Origin of the sequence: Saccharopolyspora terrae, from assembly GCF_004348435.1 — a bacterium.
Lineage (GTDB): Bacteria > Actinomycetota > Actinomycetes > Mycobacteriales > Pseudonocardiaceae > Saccharopolyspora > Saccharopolyspora endophytica.
Map to the genome: position 1 here is coordinate 1 of NZ_SMKS01000026.1, position 20,380 is coordinate 20,380.

Consider the following 20,380-nt stretch of genomic DNA (forward strand, 5'->3'; position numbering starts at 1 on the left):
ACCACACCCCCCGAACCCCCACCAAGACCTGGGACGACGCCGAACGCCGCTTGGGGCCTCTCGATGAGCGGAAGCGGTGACGGGGAGGGCTGAGATCGGTCATCCGATCGCACGAAGCGCAGCTCCCGGCGGAACGGTGAGCCACGCGGTTGATTCGGACTCCCAAGCGTGCAGGACCGTGGGACGTCCTTTCACCTCAGCCTTCACACCCGAGCTGTAGACGAGTCCTCGGGCGCTGAGCCGCACAGCGTCGAAAACCTCCGCAACGCTCCTCCAACGGACATTGATCTTCCCATCCGATGTGAACGCCGGAAATTCACGAACCAGGTCCAGGTAGTCCTGAAGCGAGTCGATCGTGTACGCCTCGACCTCGTCCGCCCGGAAATGCAGTTCGTAGCAATTCCTCTTACTCCCTCTCGCCACCTTCGGCTCACCCCAAGACCATGCCGGCGTACCGTCGGGGAGGAATGAGGAAGTCCACAGCGCCCCATGCGGCTTGGCTGCCATGCCCAACCAGTCCTCAGGCTCCCAGAGATCCACCACCTGGAGCTCGGGAGCCACTGCATATCTCGCCTGAGGATTGGGGATTCCCCCCAGCTCAAACCATCCCGAATTCAACCGGGATTCGATTCGGGACAACACGTCCGAAGACGCGAGCTCCCCACCCCCATCCTCGCAGCGGTCAGAATTTGCAGCTGACCCGCTGAACACGATCTCCGCGTAGAGCTCAGCATCATCAATGCTGTCAACCTCGCTCGGATCGTCCTCAAAACGCTCGCAGAGCGCCCGCAGCAAAGGAGGAAAACGGCTCATGCGATGATCCTACCTCACCATTAGGCGCCCTGCGATGCAGTTCTCAGGAAGTTGATTCAGCTGAACGTTTCGCGACCATTCTGATTGACCGGCTGCACCAACGTCAGCCGACACATATGAAAGGTGTCCCCCAGATAGATTTCCTGCCCGGAGCTAAAATTGTCGGTCCGAATGCAATCCGGGCCATACGTGTAGCTGCCGGAATAGACTCCGGTACGTATCTTCAGTGCGTGACGGTCAATATTCATTGATCCGCTTCCACCAAAACAGGTCCATGGCTGCCACGGAGGGATCAACCCCTCCCCGTTGTAGTAGCCGAACGTACCGGCGGCACCGCACTCAACTTCAACGACCGCTTTCGCACCTGAATCAGAATTCGCAACGGAAGTCGAGCTCAACAACACAACTCCAGCGCCGACAACTGAAATTACTGCAGTCATCGCACTTCGTCCAGCACGCCGCAAATCACACCTCAGCATAGGAACCTCGTTGTTTCCCGTTGACCAAAATTCGCATCACGGGCAGTTTGCAATGTTTCCAGACCGGTCCAGGAAGGTCTCAAACCGACCGTCGTTCTGGTCCACGACAAGATAGTCGGCGTGAGCCCCCATCGACAGACCATTCTGGCACTGATCCCAGGTCGCAGGGGCCGAGATGAACCGGCCTGCGCCAGAAGTGTCCTTGTTCTCCCCCGGCACGCCGACCGCTTCAGCAATCCCATCCGAGGTGAATCGGAAAAGCTGGGAATTCACACCCAGATACTTCTTAGGCGTTTTACAGCGAATTCGCGCGTCCGAGTCCGTCGTCCCTGGGACATGCCCCGACGCATGAGGATTGTCGAGGATGACTTCGCAGTCAGTCCCCGGAAGAGCCTCCTTGAGCGCGATATCGGAAGCTTGCCCCACACCAGAATTGGCAGCAACTGCTCCACGACGAACAGAACTGTTAACGATTTTGCCAGTTTCAATCTATTTCTCCCACCTGAACGAGCACTTCGGCCCGTACAGCCAACACTAGAACATGGGAGACCCACACTTCGCCCACCGTTTCCACCAGCCGGCCGAAAAATAGGTAGTACTACTTATCGGAGTTTCATCCAGCATCGAGACAACGGACAAAGCAGTCGTTTTCTCGGTCGAGAATGCGCAACTGCCTCTCGACGGCGAAGACCCCGGCGACGCTTCTCGACACCTCGCGACGCGAGCGCCTTACCACCGGTCGGCGAGGTCACCGGGAAACGCGAACGGGCCGCCTTCGCGGGAGGCGATCGCGCCAACCACCGTCGTAGGTCGCTGATCTCCTCGACGCTGTCGGCGCGGGGCAGCCCGAGCACACCGGTCCCGCGTGGTGTCGAACGAGGCGAGCCGGGACGCACGGCCATCGCCCCGGCGTTGCCAGTCGTGATTGACACCAGGCCACCGGGTTCGGCGCACCGGCAGAGCTGGTTGACCACCGGTTTCGAGGTCGTCGAGCTGGCCGATCACGTCGTGGCACTGCACGGCGTCGAAAGGCCGTTTTCCGACCGCCTCCGAGGCGTATGCCCCGTCGGCCAGCCAGGCCCAGGTGTCATCGACCGCCACGTCCCGAAGTGTCCCGCATCGGCCGGCGAAGGTTGGTAGAACTCCTCGCATGGCCGCTTGGGACGCCGACGCACCTGGGGTGCTGGCACTGCCGTCAGGACGCCTGGTCCGGGGACGCGGGTTGCGCAGACCGCTCCCCGACGGCCCGCGCCCGGAGTTCGCGCTGCACCTGCTGGGCCGCCGCCCCACCCCGGTCGAGTGGGATTCCCGCTGGGTGCGCTGGCCGGACTTCCGGCTCCCCACCGACCGCGCCGACGCCGCCGACGCTCTCCGCGAGGCGTGGCGCCGAGCGCCCGGCGAACGCGTCGAACTCGCCTGCGGCGGAGGCCGCGGCCGCACCGGCACGGCGCTGGCCTGCCTCGCCGTCCTCGACGGCGTCCCGCCCGGCGACGCCGTGGCCTTCGTCCGCGCCCACTACCACCCCGGCGCGGTCGAAACTCCCTGGCAGAGGCGCTACGTCCGCGGTTTCCGCGTCTGACGCCAGGACTTTCGGCCGGTCCCCGGGCTCCCGGACGCGGCTGACACTGGTTTCGTCGACGGGGTGCCCACCCGGCACTCCGCGATGGGATGCCAGGGGGCGGAGAACATGCGAATGCTGATCAGGATCAGGCCGGGCCTGCAGGTGGCCAACAGCGCCATCTCCGACGGCTCGATGAAGGTGGCGATGGAACGGGCTCACGAACAGCTCAAGCCCGAGGCTTCCTACTTCCTGCCGCAGGACGGCCAGCGCACGGCCCTGTTCATCTGCGACATCGCCGAGGAGTCTCAGCTCGTGGCGATGCTCGACCCGTTCTTCTCCAACCTGGAGGCGAAGATCGACGTCTTTCCCGTGATGAACTTCGACGACCTCCGCGCGGGATTGGACCAGCTGTCCCAGGGCTGACCCCACCTCTGCCCAGGGCAAGAGTCCGTCCTGAATCCGCCTGGGGTTCGCCAGGACGTCATCTGTGCTCCATAGCGTCAGTCCGGTTTTCCCGAACTGACCGAACAGGTGGAGCATGACCTCGAACTCCTTCCGCCCCAACCGCCGCCAGGTGCTGCTGGCCGGTTCGGCCGCCATCGGCGTTGCGGCGCTGGGCACTTCCGGGCTGGCCGGTGCCGCCGGTGCCGGTACCGGCCGGATCCGCGAGCCGTTCCAGCTGGGCATCGCCTCGGGTGACCCGTTGCCCGACGGCGTGGTGCTGTGGACCCGATTAGCCCCCGAGCCGCTAACCGAGGACGGTTTCGGCGGCATGCCGGACCAGATCGTGCCGGTGCAGTGGCAGGTCGCGACCGACGAGCGGTTCACCGACGTCGTCGCCGAAGGCACCGAGCAGGCCGAGCGCGCATCGGCCCACTCCGTGCACGCCGAGGTCTCGGGCCTGCGGCCGGGCGCCGAGTACTTCTACCGCTTCCGCGCCGGCGCCGAGCTCAGCCCGGTCGGCCGCACCAAGACCGCGCCGGCGCCGGGCGCGAACCTCGAGACGTTCTCCTTCGCGTTCGCCAGCTGCCAGAACTACGTCGCCGGGCAGTACACCGCCTACCAGCACATGGCCGAAGAGGACCTGGACCTGGTGGCGTTCCTCGGCGACTACATCTACGAGGGCGGCGACGCGGGCTCGATCGGGCGCCCGCACGTGCCCGCGCACGAGATCATGGACCTCGCCGACTACCGGACCCGGCTCGGCCAGTACAAGGCGGACCCGTTCCTGCAGGCGGCGCACGCCGCGTTCCCGTGGGCCGTGGTCTTCGACGACCACGAGGTGGAGAACAACTGGGCGGGCGACCTCTCCCAGCCCGACACCGAACCCGACCAGGACCCGGCGGTGTTCCGCGAACGCCGCGCGCAGGCGTTCCAGGCCTACTACGAGCACATGCCGCTGCGGCGCGCGCAGCGGCCGTCCGGACCGGACATCCGCATCCACCGCCGCTTGACCTTCGGCGACCTGGTCGACGTGCACCTGCTGGACACCCGCCAGTACCGCGATGACCAGGAGGTCCCGCCGGAGCAGGTCGCCGACCCGGAGCGCACCCTCCTCGGCACCGAGCAGCGGAAGTGGTTGCTGGACAACCTCTCCGGCCAGACCGCGCGATGGAACGTGCTGGCGCAGCAGGTGTTCTTCAGCCAGCGGGACTTCACGTCGGGCGACACCGACTCGTTCAGCAACGACGCGTGGGACAACTACCCGGCCGAGCGCAACCTGCTCCGCGACCGCATGGACGGCGTCTCGAACCCGGTGGTCATCACCGGTGACGTGCACGCCAACTACGCCGCGGACATCAAGGCCGACTTCGAGGACCCGGCCTCGGCGACGGTCGGCGTGGAGCTGGTCGGCACCTCGATCACCTCGGGCGGCAACGGCTCCGACCAGAACCCGAGCGATTCGGTGCAGCTGCAGGAGAACCCGCACATCAAGTTCATCAACCGCAAGCGCGGCTACGTCCGCAACACCATCACCCACGACTCCTGGACCGCCGACTACCGCGTCGTCGACCAGGTCACCGCCCCCGGCGGTTCGGTCTCGGATCGCGCCACCTTCACCATCCAGGCAGGCAAGCCGGGTCTGATCCAGGGCTGACCGGTGCGCCCGTGGAGGGTCGGAGCTCGACCCTCCACAGTGGAACGATCCGGTCCCGGGCCCAACGCGCGGCCAACACCGGATGAAGACCTGCTACCAGCGGACATCGCGGGCCTTCCGCAGCCGCGGGGGACGGTGGGCGTTGGGTACTGTGGAGCCGATTCAACGGCGAGCTCGTAGGACGTGACATGACGAACGCGCGGCGGAAGCTGATCTTGGTCCGGCACGCGAAGTCCGCGCACCCGGACGGTGTGGAGGACTTCGAGCGGCCGCTGGCCGAGCGCGGCCGACGCGACGCTCCCGCGGTCGGTCGCTGGCTTCGGGACAACGCCTACGCGATCGAGGCCGTGCGCTGCTCACCGGCCCTGCGCACCCGCCAGACCTGGGAACTCGCCGCGGCGCACATCCCGGCCGGACCGCAGGTCAGCTTCGACGAGCGCATCTACGACGCCACCGCGCACCAGCTGCTCGCGATCGTGCGCGAGATGCCGGTGAACGCGATGACGACCGCGATCATCGGCCACAACCCGGGCCTGGAAGACCTGGTCCACCTGCTCACCGGCGAGTCCGTCGAGCTCAAGACCTCGGCGGTGGCCCTGCTCAGCAGCGCGCGTGCCTGGGCCGACGCCGACGAGTCCTGGACCTGCGCGTCCACCTTCGCCAAGCCTCGCGGCTGACTACGGCATCCGGATCGCCACCACCGACCTGCCCAGCGAGGCCACCTGGTCGGCGACGCTGCGGGCCCACGGGTGCTCGTCGGCGCTGCGGCCGCCGAGATCGACCAGGAAGCGCACGGCGTCACCGGCCCTGACCTCGTCGAACACGGCCGAGCGCGTTCCGAGCAGCCCTCGGACGCGGCGCGCTGCCTCGGGTCGGACCGTGAGCACCATCCGGCCGGCTGCCGAAGCGGCCGGAGGCTGCTGCGCCGCGGCGCGCGCGCTCGGCGCGGTGTCGGGCTTGGGGCCGGTGAGAGCGTTGTGCAGCATGCGGGCCGTGCCGTTGGTGAAGGCCCGGTAGTTCGGATCGAAGCCGAACAGCACCACGCGCCCGGAACCGACGTTCTCGTCGACGACCGCGGTCTTGCCGTGCAGCTCCTCGGCGCCTTCGGCGAAGCCCGAGACGTACCAGTCGGGGTCGCCGGCAGCCGGGAACCGCATTGCGGTGGCCTCCGGCGGCGCTGTCCAGACGGAGTCGTACTCGTACATCGCCCACGCCGTGTCCCCCACGCCGTCGGCGAGCGGGCTTCCCGGTGTGGTCTCGGCGCGGATGAGCGCTCCCGGGATGTCGGAGGCCGGTTCGGCGTAGGTCGCCGAGGTCAGGCCGAGGCGGCCGGCCAGCCGCGAGCCGTCGCGCAGGCCGATCAGGGTCCCGCCGCCGCGCACCCAGTCGGCGAGCGCGGCCTGCCCCTGCGGGCCGAGCGCGTGGGCGGCTTCCTCGTCCGAGCCGTTGGGGATGATCAGCGTCCGGTAGTCGTCGAGCGCGCCCCCGGCGATCTGCTTCGCGGTGACGTCACCGAAGTCCTGGCGCTGCTCCCCCAGCCAGTGCCGCAACCAACCGGCGGACTCGACCGAGGAGCTGTCGGTCGCCGAGGTCTGGTAGACCGCCGTCTTCGGGCCGCGTGCGGCCGGAGGCGCGGGCTCGGCCTGCGGCGGCAGCGGCGTGGCGACGGGTTCGAGGTCGGCGCCGGACCGGCCGCCGTCGACGTTCTCCAGCAACGGCCCGCTCCACGCGGTGACGTCGTAGAAGTACGGGAACGGCACGTAGCTGCTCTCGTTGAGCATCGCCTGCACCCAGTGCTTCTGGCCCTGGGCCAGCGGGATCCACAGGGTTCCGGCGGGCAGCGTCGTCTCGCCCGCGGGCCGCCCGTAGGGCGTGTAGTCGGGCACCGTCAGAGGCGCGGCGAGGCGGTGGACGTCGACGTCCATGCGCTGCAGGCGGCGGGCCAGTCGTTGCACGCCCTCGGCCTTGGCGGGGTCGTCGGTGCGCAGGAAGTAGTGCTTGACGTCGACGTCGGGCACCGGGTTGGTGATCTCCCCGTCCTGCCAGTACAGCTGGTTGGGCTCCAGCTCGCCCTGCTGTCCCTGCCGCTGGGCTTCCAGGTGCTCGCCCCGCCACTGCTCGCGCAGCCGCTCGTTCTGCGCTCCCGCGGTCATCAGGGTCGTCCACATCGCCGTGTACTGCTCGCGCACGCGGTCGGCGATCGGGTCGGCGTTGTTCTTCTCGAAGGTCATGCCCGCGGCGTTGAAGCCGGTCAGCGGCACGGTGTCGCCGTAGCCCATGTACATCAGGTCGTAGGAGCTGCCGTTGAAGTACGGGATGCCGAAGCGGTCGAACGAGGCCTGCATGGCCGGGCCGTAGAGGCCGTAGACCCAGTTCAGCGGTGTTTCGCCGATGTCGTGGTAGACGGGGTCTGCGTTGGGCGGGAAGAAGTAGTCGTCGCTTCCCATCTCGTGCGAGTCGATGTAGAGCTGCGGCGGCAGTTCGCGGAGCTTGTCGAGCTTGGCGTCGGTTTCCGGCTGGGTGCGGGCGAACCAGTCGCGGTTGAGGTCGAAACCCGCCGCGCTCTGGCGGGTGTCGAGCTCGTGCCCGTCGGGGTTCTGGGTGGGCAGCACGACGACGATGGCATCGTCCAGGATGGACGGTGCGGTGCAGTCGGTGCGCGCGGCGAGCTCGTAGAGCACGCGCAGCGAGGCGTCGGTTCCGCTCTCCTCGTCGCCGTGCACGTTTCCGGCAACCCACAGCACCGAGGGCGTGTCGCGGACGAGTTCCTGGGCGAGGGGTTCGGGAGTCCTGGGATCGCGCAGCAGGTTCAGGTTGTGGCCGATGGTCTTCAGCGCCGCAGGGCTGGTCCACCGGGGCTGTCCGACGACGGCGTAGTTAAGCGGCCGCCCCTGGATGGAGGTGGCGATCGTGCCGTCGACGACGTTCGGGCTCGCCTGCGACACGGCGTGCAGGTAGGTGTCGGACTCGGCGGCGGTGATCTCGCGTTGTCCCAGGTCGAAGCCGAGGACGTCGCGCGCGGCGGGCACGCTGCGGTCGACGGTGGGCGGGGTGAACGCATCGCAGGCGGGCTGCGCCCGGGCGGCTGGAGCCGCCACGTGCGGTAGGACCGCGACCATCGTCACAACACCGATCAAGGCTGCGCCGCGCAGGTGCTCGGTCACCACATGTCCCGCCCTTCCGGAGAGCGTCCGTCCCAGCGCAGAGCAGTCGATCAGCGCGTCATCGGGGTGTCAAGGCGCACATCGGGTGTCGCGGGTTCGGCGTTCTAGACTCCGCGCATGGTCGACATCGCTGGTGAGCCGTTCTTCCACCCCGACGGGGACCTGCTGGTCCCGGGCCCGCACGCGAGCAGCCCGTGGTCGCCGCAGATGATGCACGGGCGGCTGTTCGGCGGCCTGCTGGCGCGGTCGCTGGAGCTGGAGCACGGCGCGGAGGAATTCCAGTTCGCCCGGTTGACGGTCGACCTGTTCCGCAGCGCCCAGCTCGAACCGGTCCGCGTCGAGACTCAGCGGGTCCGCGACGGACGCCGCATCCGGGTCGCCGACGCCACGATCTACTCCGGCGAGAAGGCGGTCGCCCGAGGCAGCGCCGTCCTGCTCCGCCGAGGCCAGCAGCCCCAGGGCGAGGTTCCAACCACCCAGCCGTGGTCGATGCCCACGCCCGCCGAACTCGGCCCGCCCCCGGCCTCCGCCGGCCAGTGGGAGCCGCCGTTCGACATCTGGATGCTCGACGAGTCCGGCGCCCCGACCGACTGGTCCAACGCGGGCGCCCGCCGAGCCTGGCTCCGCGACACCCACGACCTGGTCGAGGGCGAGACCATGACCCCGTTCGTTCGCACCGCCACCGCCGCGGACTTCGCCAGCCCGCTGGCCAACATGCCCAAGGGCGGCGCGCTGGGCTTCATCAACGCCGACTACACGCTCACCCTCAGCCGGATGCCGTCCACGCCCGAGATCGGCATGGAGGCCACCGGTCACCTCAGCAACGACGGCGTGGCCACCGCGTCCACGACGTTCCAGGACGCCGAAGGCCCGTTCGGCTACTGCAACGTCACAGCGGTGGCGACCCCGCCCATGGCCTGACCTCGGTGTTCAGAGGTGAGCGCTCCCGCTTCGAGCAGCCGGGAGCGCTCACCCCTGGGCGGTGGATCAGCGCTGGTCCAACTCGCCCGACTTGATCTTGCGCGAGAAGGCCGCCCACTCGTCGCTGCCGACGGCCAGGATCGGGCTCCGCTCCCCTAACTTGCTGTCGCGAACCAGACGACCACCCGCAACAGCCGCGGTCTCAACGCACTGCGCGTTGCCGGAGCTGTAGCTGCTCTTCACCCATCGAACCCCGGACTCCGGGACATGACTTCCCATCGAACTCGCCCCTCTCGTCATCACTAACCCATCTGTTCAGCCGCCTCGGCGAGGAACTCGCGTGACTCCACTGGCCCGAGCGCGGCAGCCTGCAACCGACCCCACAAGGCTCCGTACGAGGACACGGCATCGTGGGCGTCGAGATATCGAGCGTCGTCATGGGATTCGACGTAGACGAAGTCCAGCGGCGAACTCACGCCGGAAGCGGGAACGTTGACCAGCGTGAAGCGGTAGGCGACCTGCCCCGCGTAGGTGCGGGCCTCGAAGGGCAGCACCTGGATCTGCACGTTGCGAAGCCGCGCGATCTCGACGAGGTGGAGCAGCTGCTCCCGCATCACCGCCGGTCCACCGATGTTCCGGCGCACGCATGATTCAGACAGTATAAAGGAGAGCTGGGGACGATCGTTTCTGGTGAAGATGCTCTGCCGCTCTTTGCGCGCGAGCACGCGGTTCTCCAGGTTGTCGTCCGCACCGCCGTTCTCGAACAAGGCCTGGATGTAGTTCTCCGTCTGGAGGAGGCCGGGGATGACTTCGACCTCGACCGATTTGAGGGCTGCGGCGTCTCGTTCGAGGTCGACGAACAGGCGGAACCAGTCCGGGTAGACAGCTCGGTAGCCGGCCCACCGCCCTCGCTGGTTCTGGCCGCGCGCGAGGTCGAGCAGGACTTCGGCGTGGTCGGTCTCGGCACCGTAGAGCTCGCTGAGCAGCTTCACGTCACCGGCCTGGATGCTGCTCTGCGCCAGCTCGATGCGGCTGATCTTGCTGGTCCGGCAGCCCAGGTGGCGTGCGGCCTTGTCGGGGTCGATCCCGGCCTGCTCCCGCAATCGCTTGAGCTCGTTGGACAGCAGCAGTCGACGAACGGTCGGGGTCGTGGCCATCGGGAAGGTGCCTCCGTGATGCGAACTGGTCGTGATCAGTATCGATCGCCGGGCGCCCCGAGAAGATCCCCCTTTCGAGCGAAACAACATTAGGAGTCCTACATTCACCGCCCCGCCTGCCGATGTTCCTGGCAGCTCGGTCGGCGGCGTCCTCCTCCCCGACTCGGCGCCGCCGACCGAGCCCTCATCTCACGAGAAGGGACAGCGCGGTGTCTTCCGAAGCACGAACCCAGCGCCACTACTGGCTGCCGATCCCCAACCCCGATGGCAGCGGAGGCACTCGCCACGCCTTCCGGGGCCACCGCTGGCTGGGGACCCCGACCGAAACGGCCGTCTGCGAACGGGAAACACCCATGGCCCAACCGTCCGAAATGGACTGGATCTGCTTCCCGACCTGCCGCACCTGCAACGAGACGCTCAAGGGCGAACTCGCGTGAGATTCGATGACCGGATCGTGCTGCCTGCTGGCGGGATCGTGCCTTCTGCCCAGGCGCGTTCCCGCAGAGGATCGTGACGTGAGCAGAGCACTTCTCGTCATCGACGTCCAGGAGTCCTTCCAGCGGTTGCCGTTGTGGCGGACCATGTCCCATCCCGATATCGCCGAGTCGGTTTCGCGGCTCGTCGACCACGCCCGAGCCGAAGGGGACCTCGTGGTGTGGATGCTGCACAGCGAGCCCGGTTCCGGTGGGGTCTTCGACCCGGTCAACGGGCACCTGCGGCTGCTGGGCGGGCTCGCCCCCGAGGAAGGCGAGCCGACCGTGGTCAAGACCTCGCACAACGCCTTCACCAGCACGAATCTCCATCAGACCCTCACGCGGCGAGGCGCCCGGGAGCTCGCCGTGTGCGGCATCCGGACCGAGCAGTGCTGCGAGACGACCGCGCGGGTCGGCTCCGATCTGGGCTACGACGTCTCGTTCGTCATCGACGCGACGTCGACCAACCCGGTCGCGCACCGGGACGCTCCGGCCGACCGCGGCGTCGAGGACCTGCTGGCCGATCCGCGGACGCTGCGCACCGAGGAGATCATCGCGCGCACCGAGTACGCGCTGGCCGGTCGGTTCGCCTCGATCCGGACGGTCGCCGAGGTGACCGGGGTACGCTGACCGGATCGTGAGCCGTGTCGTCTTCCTGCTGCTGCCGAGAACGCACCTGCTGGACCTCGCGGGCCCGGCGCAGGTGTTCTCGACCGCTGCCGAACTCGGGCGCGACTACGAGCTCAGCTACGTCTCGCAGCACGACGAGGTGATCAGCGCGCAGGGCCTCCCCCTGCGCGCTGACACCGAATGGCCCGAGCTCACCGCCGACGACCTCGTGCTGGTCCCCGGCTCGCGGGTGCCCGAACCACCGCGCTGGCCCCGGCTGCACTCGACGACCGCGCAGAAGCTGCGCTCCCACCACGCCGCGGGCGGCACGATCGCCAGCGTCTGCTCCGGCGCGGACGTCCTGGGCCAGGCGAAGCTCCTCGACGGCCGCCGTTGCACCACCCACCACGACCTGCAGGACGAGCTCGCCCGCCGCTACCCGGATGCCTCGGTGGTGCGCGACGTGCTGTTCGTGTCCGACCGGCGGGTCGTGACCTCGGCCGGCATCGCCAGCGGCATCGACCTCGCGCTCCACCTGCTGGCGGACGAGCACGGTCCCGGCGAGGCGGCGCGGGTGGCCCGGGCGATGGTCGTCTACGCGCGCCGCAACGGCGACGAGCAGCAGGCCAGCGCGATGCTGCGGCACCGCGCGCACCTCGACGACGCCGTGCACCGGGTCCAGGACATCATCGACGCCCGCTTCACCGACGCCCTGCCGCTGAGCGAACTCGCCGCCGCCGTCGGGTTCAGCGAACGCACCCTCACCCGCTCGTTCACCCGGGCCACCGGACTGACACCGCTGCGCTACCAGCAGATCCTGCGCTTGGAGCGGGCCGATCACCTGCTCGGCCGGGGTGCCACCGCCGAGTCCGCCGCGCGGGCCGTCGGGCTCGCCGACGCGCGCATGCTGCGCCGCATCCGCACCCGCGAGGCCGCCGCGCGGAGTTGAGCCGCGCGATCGGACCCTTGACTTGTGGACATACACATAACCATTATCTGTATGACTGTCGCTTGGTGATGGTGGCCCGAAGACGTACCCGCACACGAGGAAAGGACAGGTCAGCGGTGCACGAGAAGCCTCTCACGAACTCCGTGCACGTGGTGCAGGGCGAACGGGTGCACATGCCCGTCGAGGTGCGCGCGGCCACCGGCATCACCGCCCAGTTCCTGGTTCCCGCCGGGCCCGCGCGCGACACCCTCGCCGCCGCCGGACTCGAACCGGTCACCCCGATCCCGGGACGCGTTCCGGCGACCTTGGGGTTCATCCACTACCTCGACTGCGACCTGGGCGAGTACCACGAGTTCCTGGTGGCGTTGATGTGCAGGCAGCCCGGCGTGCGCGGCTCGACCGGCGTCTTCATCCACTGGCTGCCGGTCGACCAGACCTTCACCTGCGAGGCGGGGCAGAACATCTGGGGATTCCCCAAGGAGATCTCCACCATCGACGTCAGCACCCGCGGCAAGCGCACCCGCTGCGAGGTGCGGCTGGAGGACCGCCCCGTCGTCGCGCTGGAGTTCGGGCGCGGCGTTCCCGCTCCCTCCGCGATGGGCGCGATGACCCTCGACGCCTACACCCACCGCGACGGCGTCCTGCGGCGAACCCCGTGGACGATGCGCGCCGGCGGCACCCGGATGCGCCCCGGCGGCGCGCGGGTCGAACTCGGCGACCACCCGATCAGCGACGACCTGCGGCGACTCGGGCTTCCGCGAAAGGCCCTGTTCACCAACCACATCGGCGAGCTGACGATGCGGTTCGCCGACGCAACACCCATTTCCAGCCGGTCGTGACCACGCGAACCGGAGCAGTCAACGGCGACCACTGGAGAAGTTGAACAAGATGAGCGATGCCGATTACATCGTCGTGGGCGCGGGCAGCGCCGGATCCGTCGTGGCCAGCAGGCTGGCCGAACGCGGGGCGAACGTGCTCCTGCTGGAGGCCGGGCGCAAGGACGACCTCCCCACCGTCACCGTGCCCGGCATGATCTCCGTGCTGCACGTCGTGCCGCAGCTGAAGAAGCAGGTCGCCTGGAAGCAGTACTCGACCCCGCAGAAGCACGCCCACGAACGCGAGATCCCGATGACCCGGGGCAAGGTCCTGGGCGGGTCGAGCTCGATCAACGGCATGCTGTTCGTGCGCGGCAACAAGGACAACTACGACTCGTGGGCCGCCGAGGGCTGCGAGGGCTGGAGCTACCAGGACGTCCTCCCCGCCTTCAAGCGCCTGGAGAACTGGGAGGAAGGCGCCAGCGACGTGCGCGGGGCGGGCGGGCCCATCGAGGTCACGCGGCAGAAGGACATCACCCCGGCCGGCGAGCAGTTCATGGCCGCAGCGCAGGAAACCCTGGGCGTGCCGCGGATCGACGACTACAACGGCGAGTCGCAGGAAGGCGTGAGCGTCTTCCAGCAGAGCGCGAGCAAGGGCCGCCGGTACAGCTCCTCGCGCGGCTACCTGACGAACCGCGAGCTGCCGTCGCTGCGCGTGCGCACCCACGTGCACGTCGCGCGCGTCATCATCGAGAACGGCCGCGCCACCGGCGTGGAGATCATCGACACCAAGAGCGGCCGGAAGGAGACGCTGCGCGCCTCCGACGGCGTCGTGGTCTCGGCAGGCGTGGTCGGATCGCCGCAGATCCTGATGCTCTCCGGTGTCGGCCCGGCCGGTCACCTCAAGGAGAAGGGCATCGAGGTCAAGGCCGACCTGCCGGTCGGTCAGAACCTGCACGACCACCTGTTCGTGCCCATGACGTTCGTGACCAAGAAGGCCCTGCACCGCTCCACCGCGACCTACATGGCCTCCGGGATGCTCAAGGAAGCACTGGGCAAGCGCGGTGAGTCCTGGCTCGGCAGAACGCTCTTCGAGACCGTCGGTTTCGTCAAGACCTCACGCGCCAAGGGCGACGTGCCGGACATGCAGATCCACACGATCCCGTGGAGCTACCCGACGCCCAACCAGGACGAGGACAAGCTCTACCGGACCGACACGCGCCCGGCGATGACGATCTTCCCGACGCTGATCTACCCGCAGAGCCGCGGCGAGGTCCGGCTGGCCTCGACCGATCCGACGGCCTCGCCGGTGATCGACCCCGGTTATCTCAGCGAACCGGCCGACACCGAGTTCCTCATCGAGGCGATGGGCATGATCCGGGAGATCATGGCGAACAAGACCATCGCCGCGGACGTCACCGAGGAGCTCAGCCCCGGCCCGAAGTACTTCGACGAGACCGCGCTGCGGCGCGAGCTGCCGACCCGGATCCACTCCGTCTACCACCCGGTCGGCACCTGCCGCATGGGCGTGGACGAGCGCGCGGTAGTCGACCCCCAGCTGCGCGTCCGAGGCGTGGACGGCCTCTGGGTGGCCGACGCCTCGATCATGCCCAGCATCACCGGAGGCAACACCAACGCCCCCTCGTACATGATCGGCGAGATGTGCGCCTCCCTCATCTGACCCACCCCACAACCCGACAAACCCCAAGACCACGGCGCCACCTCCCGACTCCGCGGGTGACCCGAATACGGCCGTACTCCGGGACCTGATTACTGCGGTATTCCGGGTGGCACCCGGAATACGGCGGTGTTCAGGACACCGAATACCGCCGCAATCGGGTCACCACCTCGGGACCCGACGGGGTCGGCTCGGATGGCGGACTGCGGTCTGGCGCTGTCGTCGTCGTGTTCGGGGCGTGAGAATCGGGTCATCGCGTTGCGCGGTGACACCGGGCGTTCGCACGTTTAGCATCCGGTTCACCACGACGAAGTGACTTCACATTTCTGAAGCGAGGGTGATCGGGTTGTCGTCGCCGACCTTGGACCAGTTGGGTTTCCGCCTGCACGAGGAGGACTCCGTCCTCATCGCCCGGCAGGACATCGAGCCCGGCACCTACTCCGGACTCGAGATCACGAACGCGGTGCCGCGCGGGCACAAGGTCGCCACCGCCGACATCGCGGAGGGGGCGGAGGTGCGCAAGTACGGGCAGATCATCGGGTTCGCCTCCCGCGACATCGCCGCCGGTGAGCACGTCCACACCCACAACGTCGCCTACCAGGAGTTCCAGCGCGAACACGCCTTCGGCGCCGACGTCACCACCACCGACTACGTGCCCGAGGACCAGCGCGCCACGTTCCAGGGCTTCGTGCGGCCCGACGGCCGGGTCGGCACCCGCAACTACCTCGCGGTGCTGACCTCGGTGAACTGCTCGGCGACGGCGGCGAAGATGATCGCCCGCCGCGTCGAGGCCTCCGGCATCCTCGACGACTACCCGAACGTCGACGGCATCTGCCCGCTCACCCACACCCTCGGCTGCGGGCACAGCGGACGCGGCAACGAGGGCTTCGAAGTCCTGCGCCGGGCGCTGCAGGGCTACGCCGGGCACCCCAACATCGCCGGACTCCTGGTGCTGGGACTGGGCTGCGAGGTCAACCAGGTCAGGGCGCTGACCGAGGACCTGAAGCTGCCCGACGACATGCCCGTGCACGCGATGACCATCCAGGAGTTCGGGGGCACCAAGAAGACCGTCGCCGAGGGCGTCCGGCGCATCGAGGAGATGCTGCCGATCGCCAACTCCCACCAGCGGCAGACCGTCGGCGCCGACAAGCTGGTGCTGGCCATGGAGTGCGGCGGCTCGGACGCCTACTCCGGCATCACCGCCAACCCGGCGCTCGGCGCGGCGGCGGACCTGCTGATCCGCCACGGCGGCACGGCGGTCTTCGGCGAGACCACCGAGATCTACGGCGCCGAGCACCTGCTCACCCGCCGCGCGGTCAGCCGCGAGGTCGGCGAGAAGCTGGTGGACCGGATCGACTGGTGGGAGAAGCACGTCCAGGTCGATGGCAGCTCGATCAACAACAACCCCTCCCCCGGCAACAAGGCGGGCGGGCTGACCACGATCCTGGAGAAGTCGCTCGGCGCGGCCGCCAAGGGCGGCACCACCAACCTCGTCGACGTCCTGCAGTACGCGGAACCGATCACCGACCGCGGGCTGATGTTCATGGACACCCCCGGCTACGACCCGGTCAACGCCACCGGGCTGATCGCGGGCGGCGCGCAACTGCTGTGCTTCACCACCGGGCGCGGTTCGGCGTTCGGCTGCAAGCCGGCGCCGAGCATCAAGCTGGCCACCAACACGCCGCTGTACGAGCGGATGACCGACGACATGGACATCAACTGCGGCGTCATCGCCGACGGCGAGATGACGGTGGCGCAGATGGGCGAGCAGATCTTCCAGCACATCCTGCGCGTCGCCTCGGGCGAGGAGACCAAGAGCGAGGAACTCGGCTACGGCGAAGAGGAATTCGTCCCCTGGCACCTCTCAACCGTGCTCTGAGCGCCGGAGTTCCCCTTGCCGTGAGAGCGGTTCCGCCGAACCCGGGTTCGGCGGAACCGCTCCTCGATCAGGCCGCTACGGGCTCGCGGCGCGGGATCTCCAGGTCCCAGCGGTGGCGGTGCAGCAAGACCGGCACCTGCTCACCGCGCTGCGCGGCCGCGAAGACCTCGGCGCGGGCACGGCGCCACCAGACCCAGGTGCGCGAGGCGCCGAAGATCAGCAGCGCGACCAGGGCCAGCATCGCCACCCGGTACTCCGAACCGCCGGGCATCGACTCGAACATGTCGAGCACCAGACCCACGGTCAGCACGCCCAGCGCCGTGGCCGAGTGCCCGCCGGCGTTGGCCACACCGGTGGCGGTGCCGACCTGGCGCAGCGAGTTGTAGTCGCGCACCAGGGCGAAGGCCACCGAGGACACCGGACCGCCGATGGCGAAGATCAGGAACGCCACCGCGATCACCGCCAGCGGCGGCCGACCCTGCGGCCAGGTCAGCAGCGCGCACCACGACAGCGCGTTGAGGCTGAGATAGCCCATGACCAGCCACATCCGGCACTCCGGACGCTGACCGATGAGCGCTCCGACCAGCGGGCCGCCCACGACCTGGCCGATGATCAGCAGGCTCAGCAGCACGCTCGCCGTGGAGGCCGCCACGCCGAGCCCGTCGACCAGGTACGGGAAACCCCACAGCAGGGTCAGCGCACCCGAGACGAACATGGTGCAGAAGTGCGTCCAGAACGCCAGCCGCGTTCCCGGCACCGACCACGCGTCCCGCACCTGAGCCAGCACCGCTCCCCCGCTCTGGGGAGCCGAGGCCTTCGGCGTGGTGTCCCGCACGACCGAGACCGTCACCGCCGCGTAGGCCATCGTCAGCGCACCCACCAGCAGGAACGTCCCGGTCCAGCCGATCGTGCGCAGCGCCGCGGCCAGCGGGAACGTGGCCGCGACACCACCCAGCGCCCCCAGAGCGCTGGAGATGGTGGCCACCAGCGCGTAGCGCCGCGCCGAGAAGTGCGCCGCCACCAGGCGCAGAATGCTCACCCACATCAACGCATCGCCCAGGCCCAGCACGCCGCGCGCGGCCAGCCCCATCGCGTACGTGTCGGCCAGCGCGAACAGCGCCTGGCCGGTCCCCAGCAACAACACCGCCGTGGTGATCACCCGGCGTGCGCCGAAGCGATCCACCAGCAAACCGGTGGGAATCTGCATGCCGGCGTAGATGCCGACCTGCAGCACCGTGAACGCGCTGAGCGCGGCCGGTCCGACGTCGAACCGATCGAGCGCCTGCGTCCCGGCAACCCCCAAGCTGCCCCTGTGAAATACCGCGGCGAGGTAGGCGACCACCGCCACGCTCCAGATCCACCATGCCCGACTCTCCGGTCGGTCGGCAGCCACGAATGCCCTCCCGTGTTCTTCATGTCAACAACGTCCAGCGAACGCTTACTCATCCGTTACTTCGTTTCGCGGAGCTCCGGGGTTAGCGATCTCGCGAGTGGACTGCACCACATGCTCCACAGTGGAGGGACGTCGATTCGAGTCTTGGCCCCGGAGCGACGCTCGCCTAGCCTCGAACCCGGTGCCCGCGACGCTGCGGGCACCGACGCATCGAAAACACCGGCGCAGCAACGCGCCAGGTGGGATGGAGCGCGATGGACGGCACCACGGCCCCGCATCCGGCGATCCACCGCATGTTGCACCCGAGGTCGATCGCAGTCCTCGGTGCTTCGAACAACCCGGTCAAGCTCTCCGGCCGCGCGATCGCGCTGATGAAGCGCTTCGGCTACGCGGGCAGGCTGCTGCCGATCAACCCATTGCGCGCGCGGGTGCAGGGAATCCCCGCTCACCCGCGGCTGGCCGACGTCGACGGCGAGATCGACCTCGCGATGATCATGCTTCCCGCCGACCAGGTCGTCGACGCCGTCCGGGACTGCGCCGATCGGGGGATTCCGGCGGCGATCGTGGGCGCGGCGGGATTCGCCGAGCTCGACGAGCAGGGGGCGCGACTTCAGCAGCAGCTCAGCGAGGTCGTCTCCGAGACCGGCATCCGGGTGCTCGGGCCGAACTGCCTGGGCATGTTCAGCCTGCGCGACAAGGCGATGCCGACGTTCACCTCGGCGATGGACGGGGACTTCCAGCTGCGCGAGGGGCCGTTGGCGTTCGTCAGCCAGAGCGGCGCGTTCGGGACCTTCATCTTCTCCGCCGCCCAGCACGCCGGGATCGGCATCTCGCACTTCCTCAACACCGGCAACGAAGCCGACCTGTCGGTCGCCGAGCTGCTGGGCGGGCTGGTCGAGCTCGACGAGGTCCGGGTGCTGATGGCCTACCTGGAAGGCGTCCACGACGGCCGGGAACTGCTGACCGTGGCCCGCCGAGCCCACGAACTGGACAAACCCGTCCTGGCGGTCAAGGTGGGGCGGTCGGACGCCGGCGCCAGGGCTGCGGCGTCGCACACCGCGTCGCTGGCCGGTGAGGACGCGGTCTTCGACGGCGTCGTGCGGCAGTTCGGCGTGGTCCGGGTGGAGGGGATGGAGGACCTGCTCGACGCGGGGATGATCTTCGCCGACGGTCGCCGGGCCAGAGGCAGGCGCCTGACCACGCTGTCGCTGTCCGGCGGCGCCGGCGTGCTGATGGCCGACGCCGCCGCCCGCCACGACCTGGACGTCGCCCCGTGGGAACCCGAGTGGCAGCACCGGATGGCCGAGGTCCTGCCCTCCTTCGGCTCCCCGCGCAACCCGGTGGACCTCACCGCGAACCTGATCAGCGACCCGGCGATGCTGCGGCGCGCCCTGGAGATCGCGGTGGAGCACCCCGGCTCGGACATGATCGCGGTCCTGCTGGGCAATTCCGACCACGTCGCGGACGAGCTCATCGGCGCCGTCGAGCACGCCTACCGCTCCACCGACCGGCCACTGGTCGTGGTGTGGACCGGCGGCAGCGGGCGTCCCCGGGAATGGCTGCGAGAGCTGGGGATTCCGTGCTTCACCGACCCCGGGCGCGCGGCTGCGGCACTGGGCGCACTGGCCGGGTACAGCTTGCGCCCGGCCCCGCCGAGCCCGAAGCGGCCGCGCGACATCGACAGCCGCGCGGTGCGCGCGATCCTGTGCGAAGCGCGCGATCACGGACGCAGGCAGCTCGACGAGCACGAGTCCAGCAGGCTCATCGCCGCCTACGGAGTGCCCTGCGCGGGCGCTTTCCCCGCCAAGGACCCGCAGAGCGCGGTCGCCGCCGCGCACGACCTGGGCACGCCCGTGGCGGTGAAGCTCCTGTCCCGCACCATCGGCCACAAGTCCGACATCGGTGGAGTGCGCCTGAACCTGTCCACCGACGCCGAGATCCTGGAAGCGGCCGATGACCTGCTGCGACTGGATCCGGACGCCAAGCTGCTCGTGCAGCGGATGACGACCGGCACGGAGTTGATCGTCGGCATCAAGCGCGACCCCGCGTTCGGCCCGGTCGTGGTGGTCGGGTTCGGCGGCGTCCTCGTCGACGTCCTCGCCGACAGCCAGGTCGGCGTCGCACCCCTGGACACCGCCTCGGCGAAGCGACTGCTGGTTTCCCTGCGCGGCAGCGAGGTGCTCGCGGGCGTCCGAGGTCAGGCCCCGCGCGATCTCGACGCCGCGGCCGACGCCATCGCCAGGTTGTCCTGGCTGGCCCACGACCTCGCCGACGACCTCGCCGAACTCGACGTCAACCCACTGCTGATCGACGAGAACGGCGCAGTGGCGGTCGACTGCCTCGCCATCCTGACCTGATCGCGGGAGCGCCTTGCGGGACAACGGCTTCCCG

The 20,380-nt window shown here is 68.8% G+C and carries 20 protein-coding genes; 12 read left to right on the top strand and 8 right to left on the bottom strand.

The features are described from left to right. Window positions 1-99: 99 nt before the first annotated feature. The 4 genes from E1181_RS16055 to E1181_RS16070 form a co-directional block, all read right to left on the bottom strand. Window positions 100-813, bottom strand: a complete 714-nt coding sequence (locus E1181_RS16055) for a hypothetical protein (protein ID WP_132675616.1) — start codon at window positions 811-813, stop codon at window positions 100-102. Window positions 814-869: 56 nt separating this feature from the next. Beyond that, on the bottom strand, window positions 870-1,253 hold the full coding sequence (locus E1181_RS16060) for a hypothetical protein (RefSeq protein WP_132675618.1): 384 nt from the start codon (window positions 1,251-1,253) through the stop codon (window positions 870-872). Between the two features lie 75 nt (window positions 1,254-1,328). After that, entirely contained in the window at window positions 1,329-1,718 is a 390-nt protein-coding gene (locus E1181_RS16065) for a hypothetical protein (RefSeq protein ID WP_132675620.1), read from the bottom strand. Window positions 1,719-2,021: 303 nt separating this feature from the next. Then, on the bottom strand, window positions 2,022-2,393 hold the full coding sequence (locus E1181_RS16070) for a hypothetical protein (protein ID WP_132675622.1): 372 nt from the start codon (window positions 2,391-2,393) through the stop codon (window positions 2,022-2,024). Between the two features lie 49 nt (window positions 2,394-2,442). Here E1181_RS16070 and E1181_RS16075 point away from each other — a divergent pair, with 49 nt between their 5' ends. The 4 genes from E1181_RS16075 to E1181_RS16090 all read left to right on the top strand — a co-directional run bounded on the left by E1181_RS16075 (window position 2,443) and on the right by E1181_RS16090 (window position 5,628). After that, window positions 2,443-2,871 (top strand): protein-tyrosine phosphatase family protein, encoded by a 429-nt coding sequence (locus tag E1181_RS16075; protein WP_132675624.1) that lies wholly within the window; start codon window positions 2,443-2,445, stop codon window positions 2,869-2,871. Between the two features lie 114 nt (window positions 2,872-2,985). Then, window positions 2,986-3,276, top strand: a complete 291-nt coding sequence (locus E1181_RS16080; RefSeq protein ID WP_132675626.1) for a hypothetical protein — start codon at window positions 2,986-2,988, stop codon at window positions 3,274-3,276. A 115-nt stretch (window positions 3,277-3,391) separates the two neighbouring features. After that, a complete protein-coding gene (locus tag E1181_RS16085) occupies window positions 3,392-4,951 on the top strand; it encodes an alkaline phosphatase D family protein (protein ID WP_132675628.1) in 1,560 nt (519 codons plus the stop codon). A gap of 188 nt (window positions 4,952-5,139) precedes the next feature. Continuing rightward, on the top strand, window positions 5,140-5,628 hold the full coding sequence (locus E1181_RS16090; protein ID WP_207922170.1) for a SixA phosphatase family protein: 489 nt from the start codon (window positions 5,140-5,142) through the stop codon (window positions 5,626-5,628). Here E1181_RS16090 and E1181_RS16095 read toward each other — a convergent pair whose 3' ends face one another. After that, the gene (locus E1181_RS16095; protein WP_132675630.1) at window positions 5,629-8,115 is read right to left on the bottom strand and encodes a M14 family zinc carboxypeptidase; all 2,487 of its coding nucleotides are present in this window, start codon (window positions 8,113-8,115) and stop codon (window positions 5,629-5,631) included. 117 nt (window positions 8,116-8,232) lie between these two features. Between E1181_RS16095 and E1181_RS16100 the strand changes: the two genes are divergently transcribed. Next, window positions 8,233-9,036 (top strand): acyl-CoA thioesterase domain-containing protein, encoded by an 804-nt coding sequence (locus E1181_RS16100; RefSeq protein ID WP_132675632.1) that lies wholly within the window; start codon window positions 8,233-8,235, stop codon window positions 9,034-9,036. A gap of 66 nt (window positions 9,037-9,102) precedes the next feature. On the opposite strand, the gene E1181_RS16105 is transcribed toward E1181_RS16100, so the two are convergent. Both E1181_RS16105 and E1181_RS16110 read right to left on the bottom strand, forming a co-directional pair. Beyond that, window positions 9,103-9,315 carry a DUF397 domain-containing protein gene (locus tag E1181_RS16105; protein ID WP_132675634.1) on the bottom strand — a complete coding sequence of 71 codons (213 nt, stop codon included), beginning with the start codon at window positions 9,313-9,315 and terminating at the stop codon, window positions 9,103-9,105. 23 nt (window positions 9,316-9,338) lie between these two features. Continuing rightward, window positions 9,339-10,193, bottom strand: a complete 855-nt coding sequence (locus E1181_RS16110; RefSeq protein WP_165944641.1) for a helix-turn-helix domain-containing protein — start codon at window positions 10,191-10,193, stop codon at window positions 9,339-9,341. A gap of 209 nt (window positions 10,194-10,402) precedes the next feature. On the opposite strand from E1181_RS16110, the gene E1181_RS16115 reads away from it, so the two are divergent. The 6 genes from E1181_RS16115 to E1181_RS16140 all read left to right on the top strand — a co-directional run bounded on the left by E1181_RS16115 (window position 10,403) and on the right by E1181_RS16140 (window position 16,596). Then, on the top strand, window positions 10,403-10,630 hold the full coding sequence (locus E1181_RS16115) for a hypothetical protein (protein ID WP_132675638.1): 228 nt from the start codon (window positions 10,403-10,405) through the stop codon (window positions 10,628-10,630). Window positions 10,631-10,708: 78 nt separating this feature from the next. Beyond that, window positions 10,709-11,296 (top strand): cysteine hydrolase family protein, encoded by a 588-nt coding sequence (locus E1181_RS16120; protein WP_132675640.1) that lies wholly within the window; start codon window positions 10,709-10,711, stop codon window positions 11,294-11,296. A gap of 7 nt (window positions 11,297-11,303) precedes the next feature. Then, entirely contained in the window at window positions 11,304-12,224 is a 921-nt protein-coding gene (locus tag E1181_RS16125; protein WP_132675642.1) for a GlxA family transcriptional regulator, read from the top strand. A 116-nt stretch (window positions 12,225-12,340) separates the two neighbouring features. After that, window positions 12,341-13,063, top strand: a complete 723-nt coding sequence (locus E1181_RS16130; protein ID WP_235876806.1) for an acetoacetate decarboxylase family protein — start codon at window positions 12,341-12,343, stop codon at window positions 13,061-13,063. A gap of 49 nt (window positions 13,064-13,112) precedes the next feature. Beyond that, window positions 13,113-14,720: a GMC family oxidoreductase gene (locus E1181_RS16135; RefSeq protein ID WP_132675644.1), complete on the top strand. Its 1,608-nt coding sequence runs from the start codon at window positions 13,113-13,115 to the stop codon at window positions 14,718-14,720. 343 nt (window positions 14,721-15,063) lie between these two features. Next, on the top strand, window positions 15,064-16,596 hold the full coding sequence (locus tag E1181_RS16140) for a UxaA family hydrolase (protein WP_132675646.1): 1,533 nt from the start codon (window positions 15,064-15,066) through the stop codon (window positions 16,594-16,596). A gap of 67 nt (window positions 16,597-16,663) precedes the next feature. On the opposite strand, the gene E1181_RS16145 is transcribed toward E1181_RS16140, so the two are convergent. After that, a complete protein-coding gene (locus E1181_RS16145; RefSeq protein WP_132675648.1) occupies window positions 16,664-17,989 on the bottom strand; it encodes an MFS transporter in 1,326 nt (441 codons plus the stop codon). Between the two features lie 254 nt (window positions 17,990-18,243). Between E1181_RS16145 and E1181_RS16150 the strand changes: the two genes are divergently transcribed. Further along, window positions 18,244-20,346, top strand: a complete 2,103-nt coding sequence (locus tag E1181_RS16150) for an acetate--CoA ligase family protein (RefSeq protein ID WP_132675650.1) — start codon at window positions 18,244-18,246, stop codon at window positions 20,344-20,346. The last annotated feature ends 34 nt before the right edge of the window (window positions 20,347-20,380 follow it).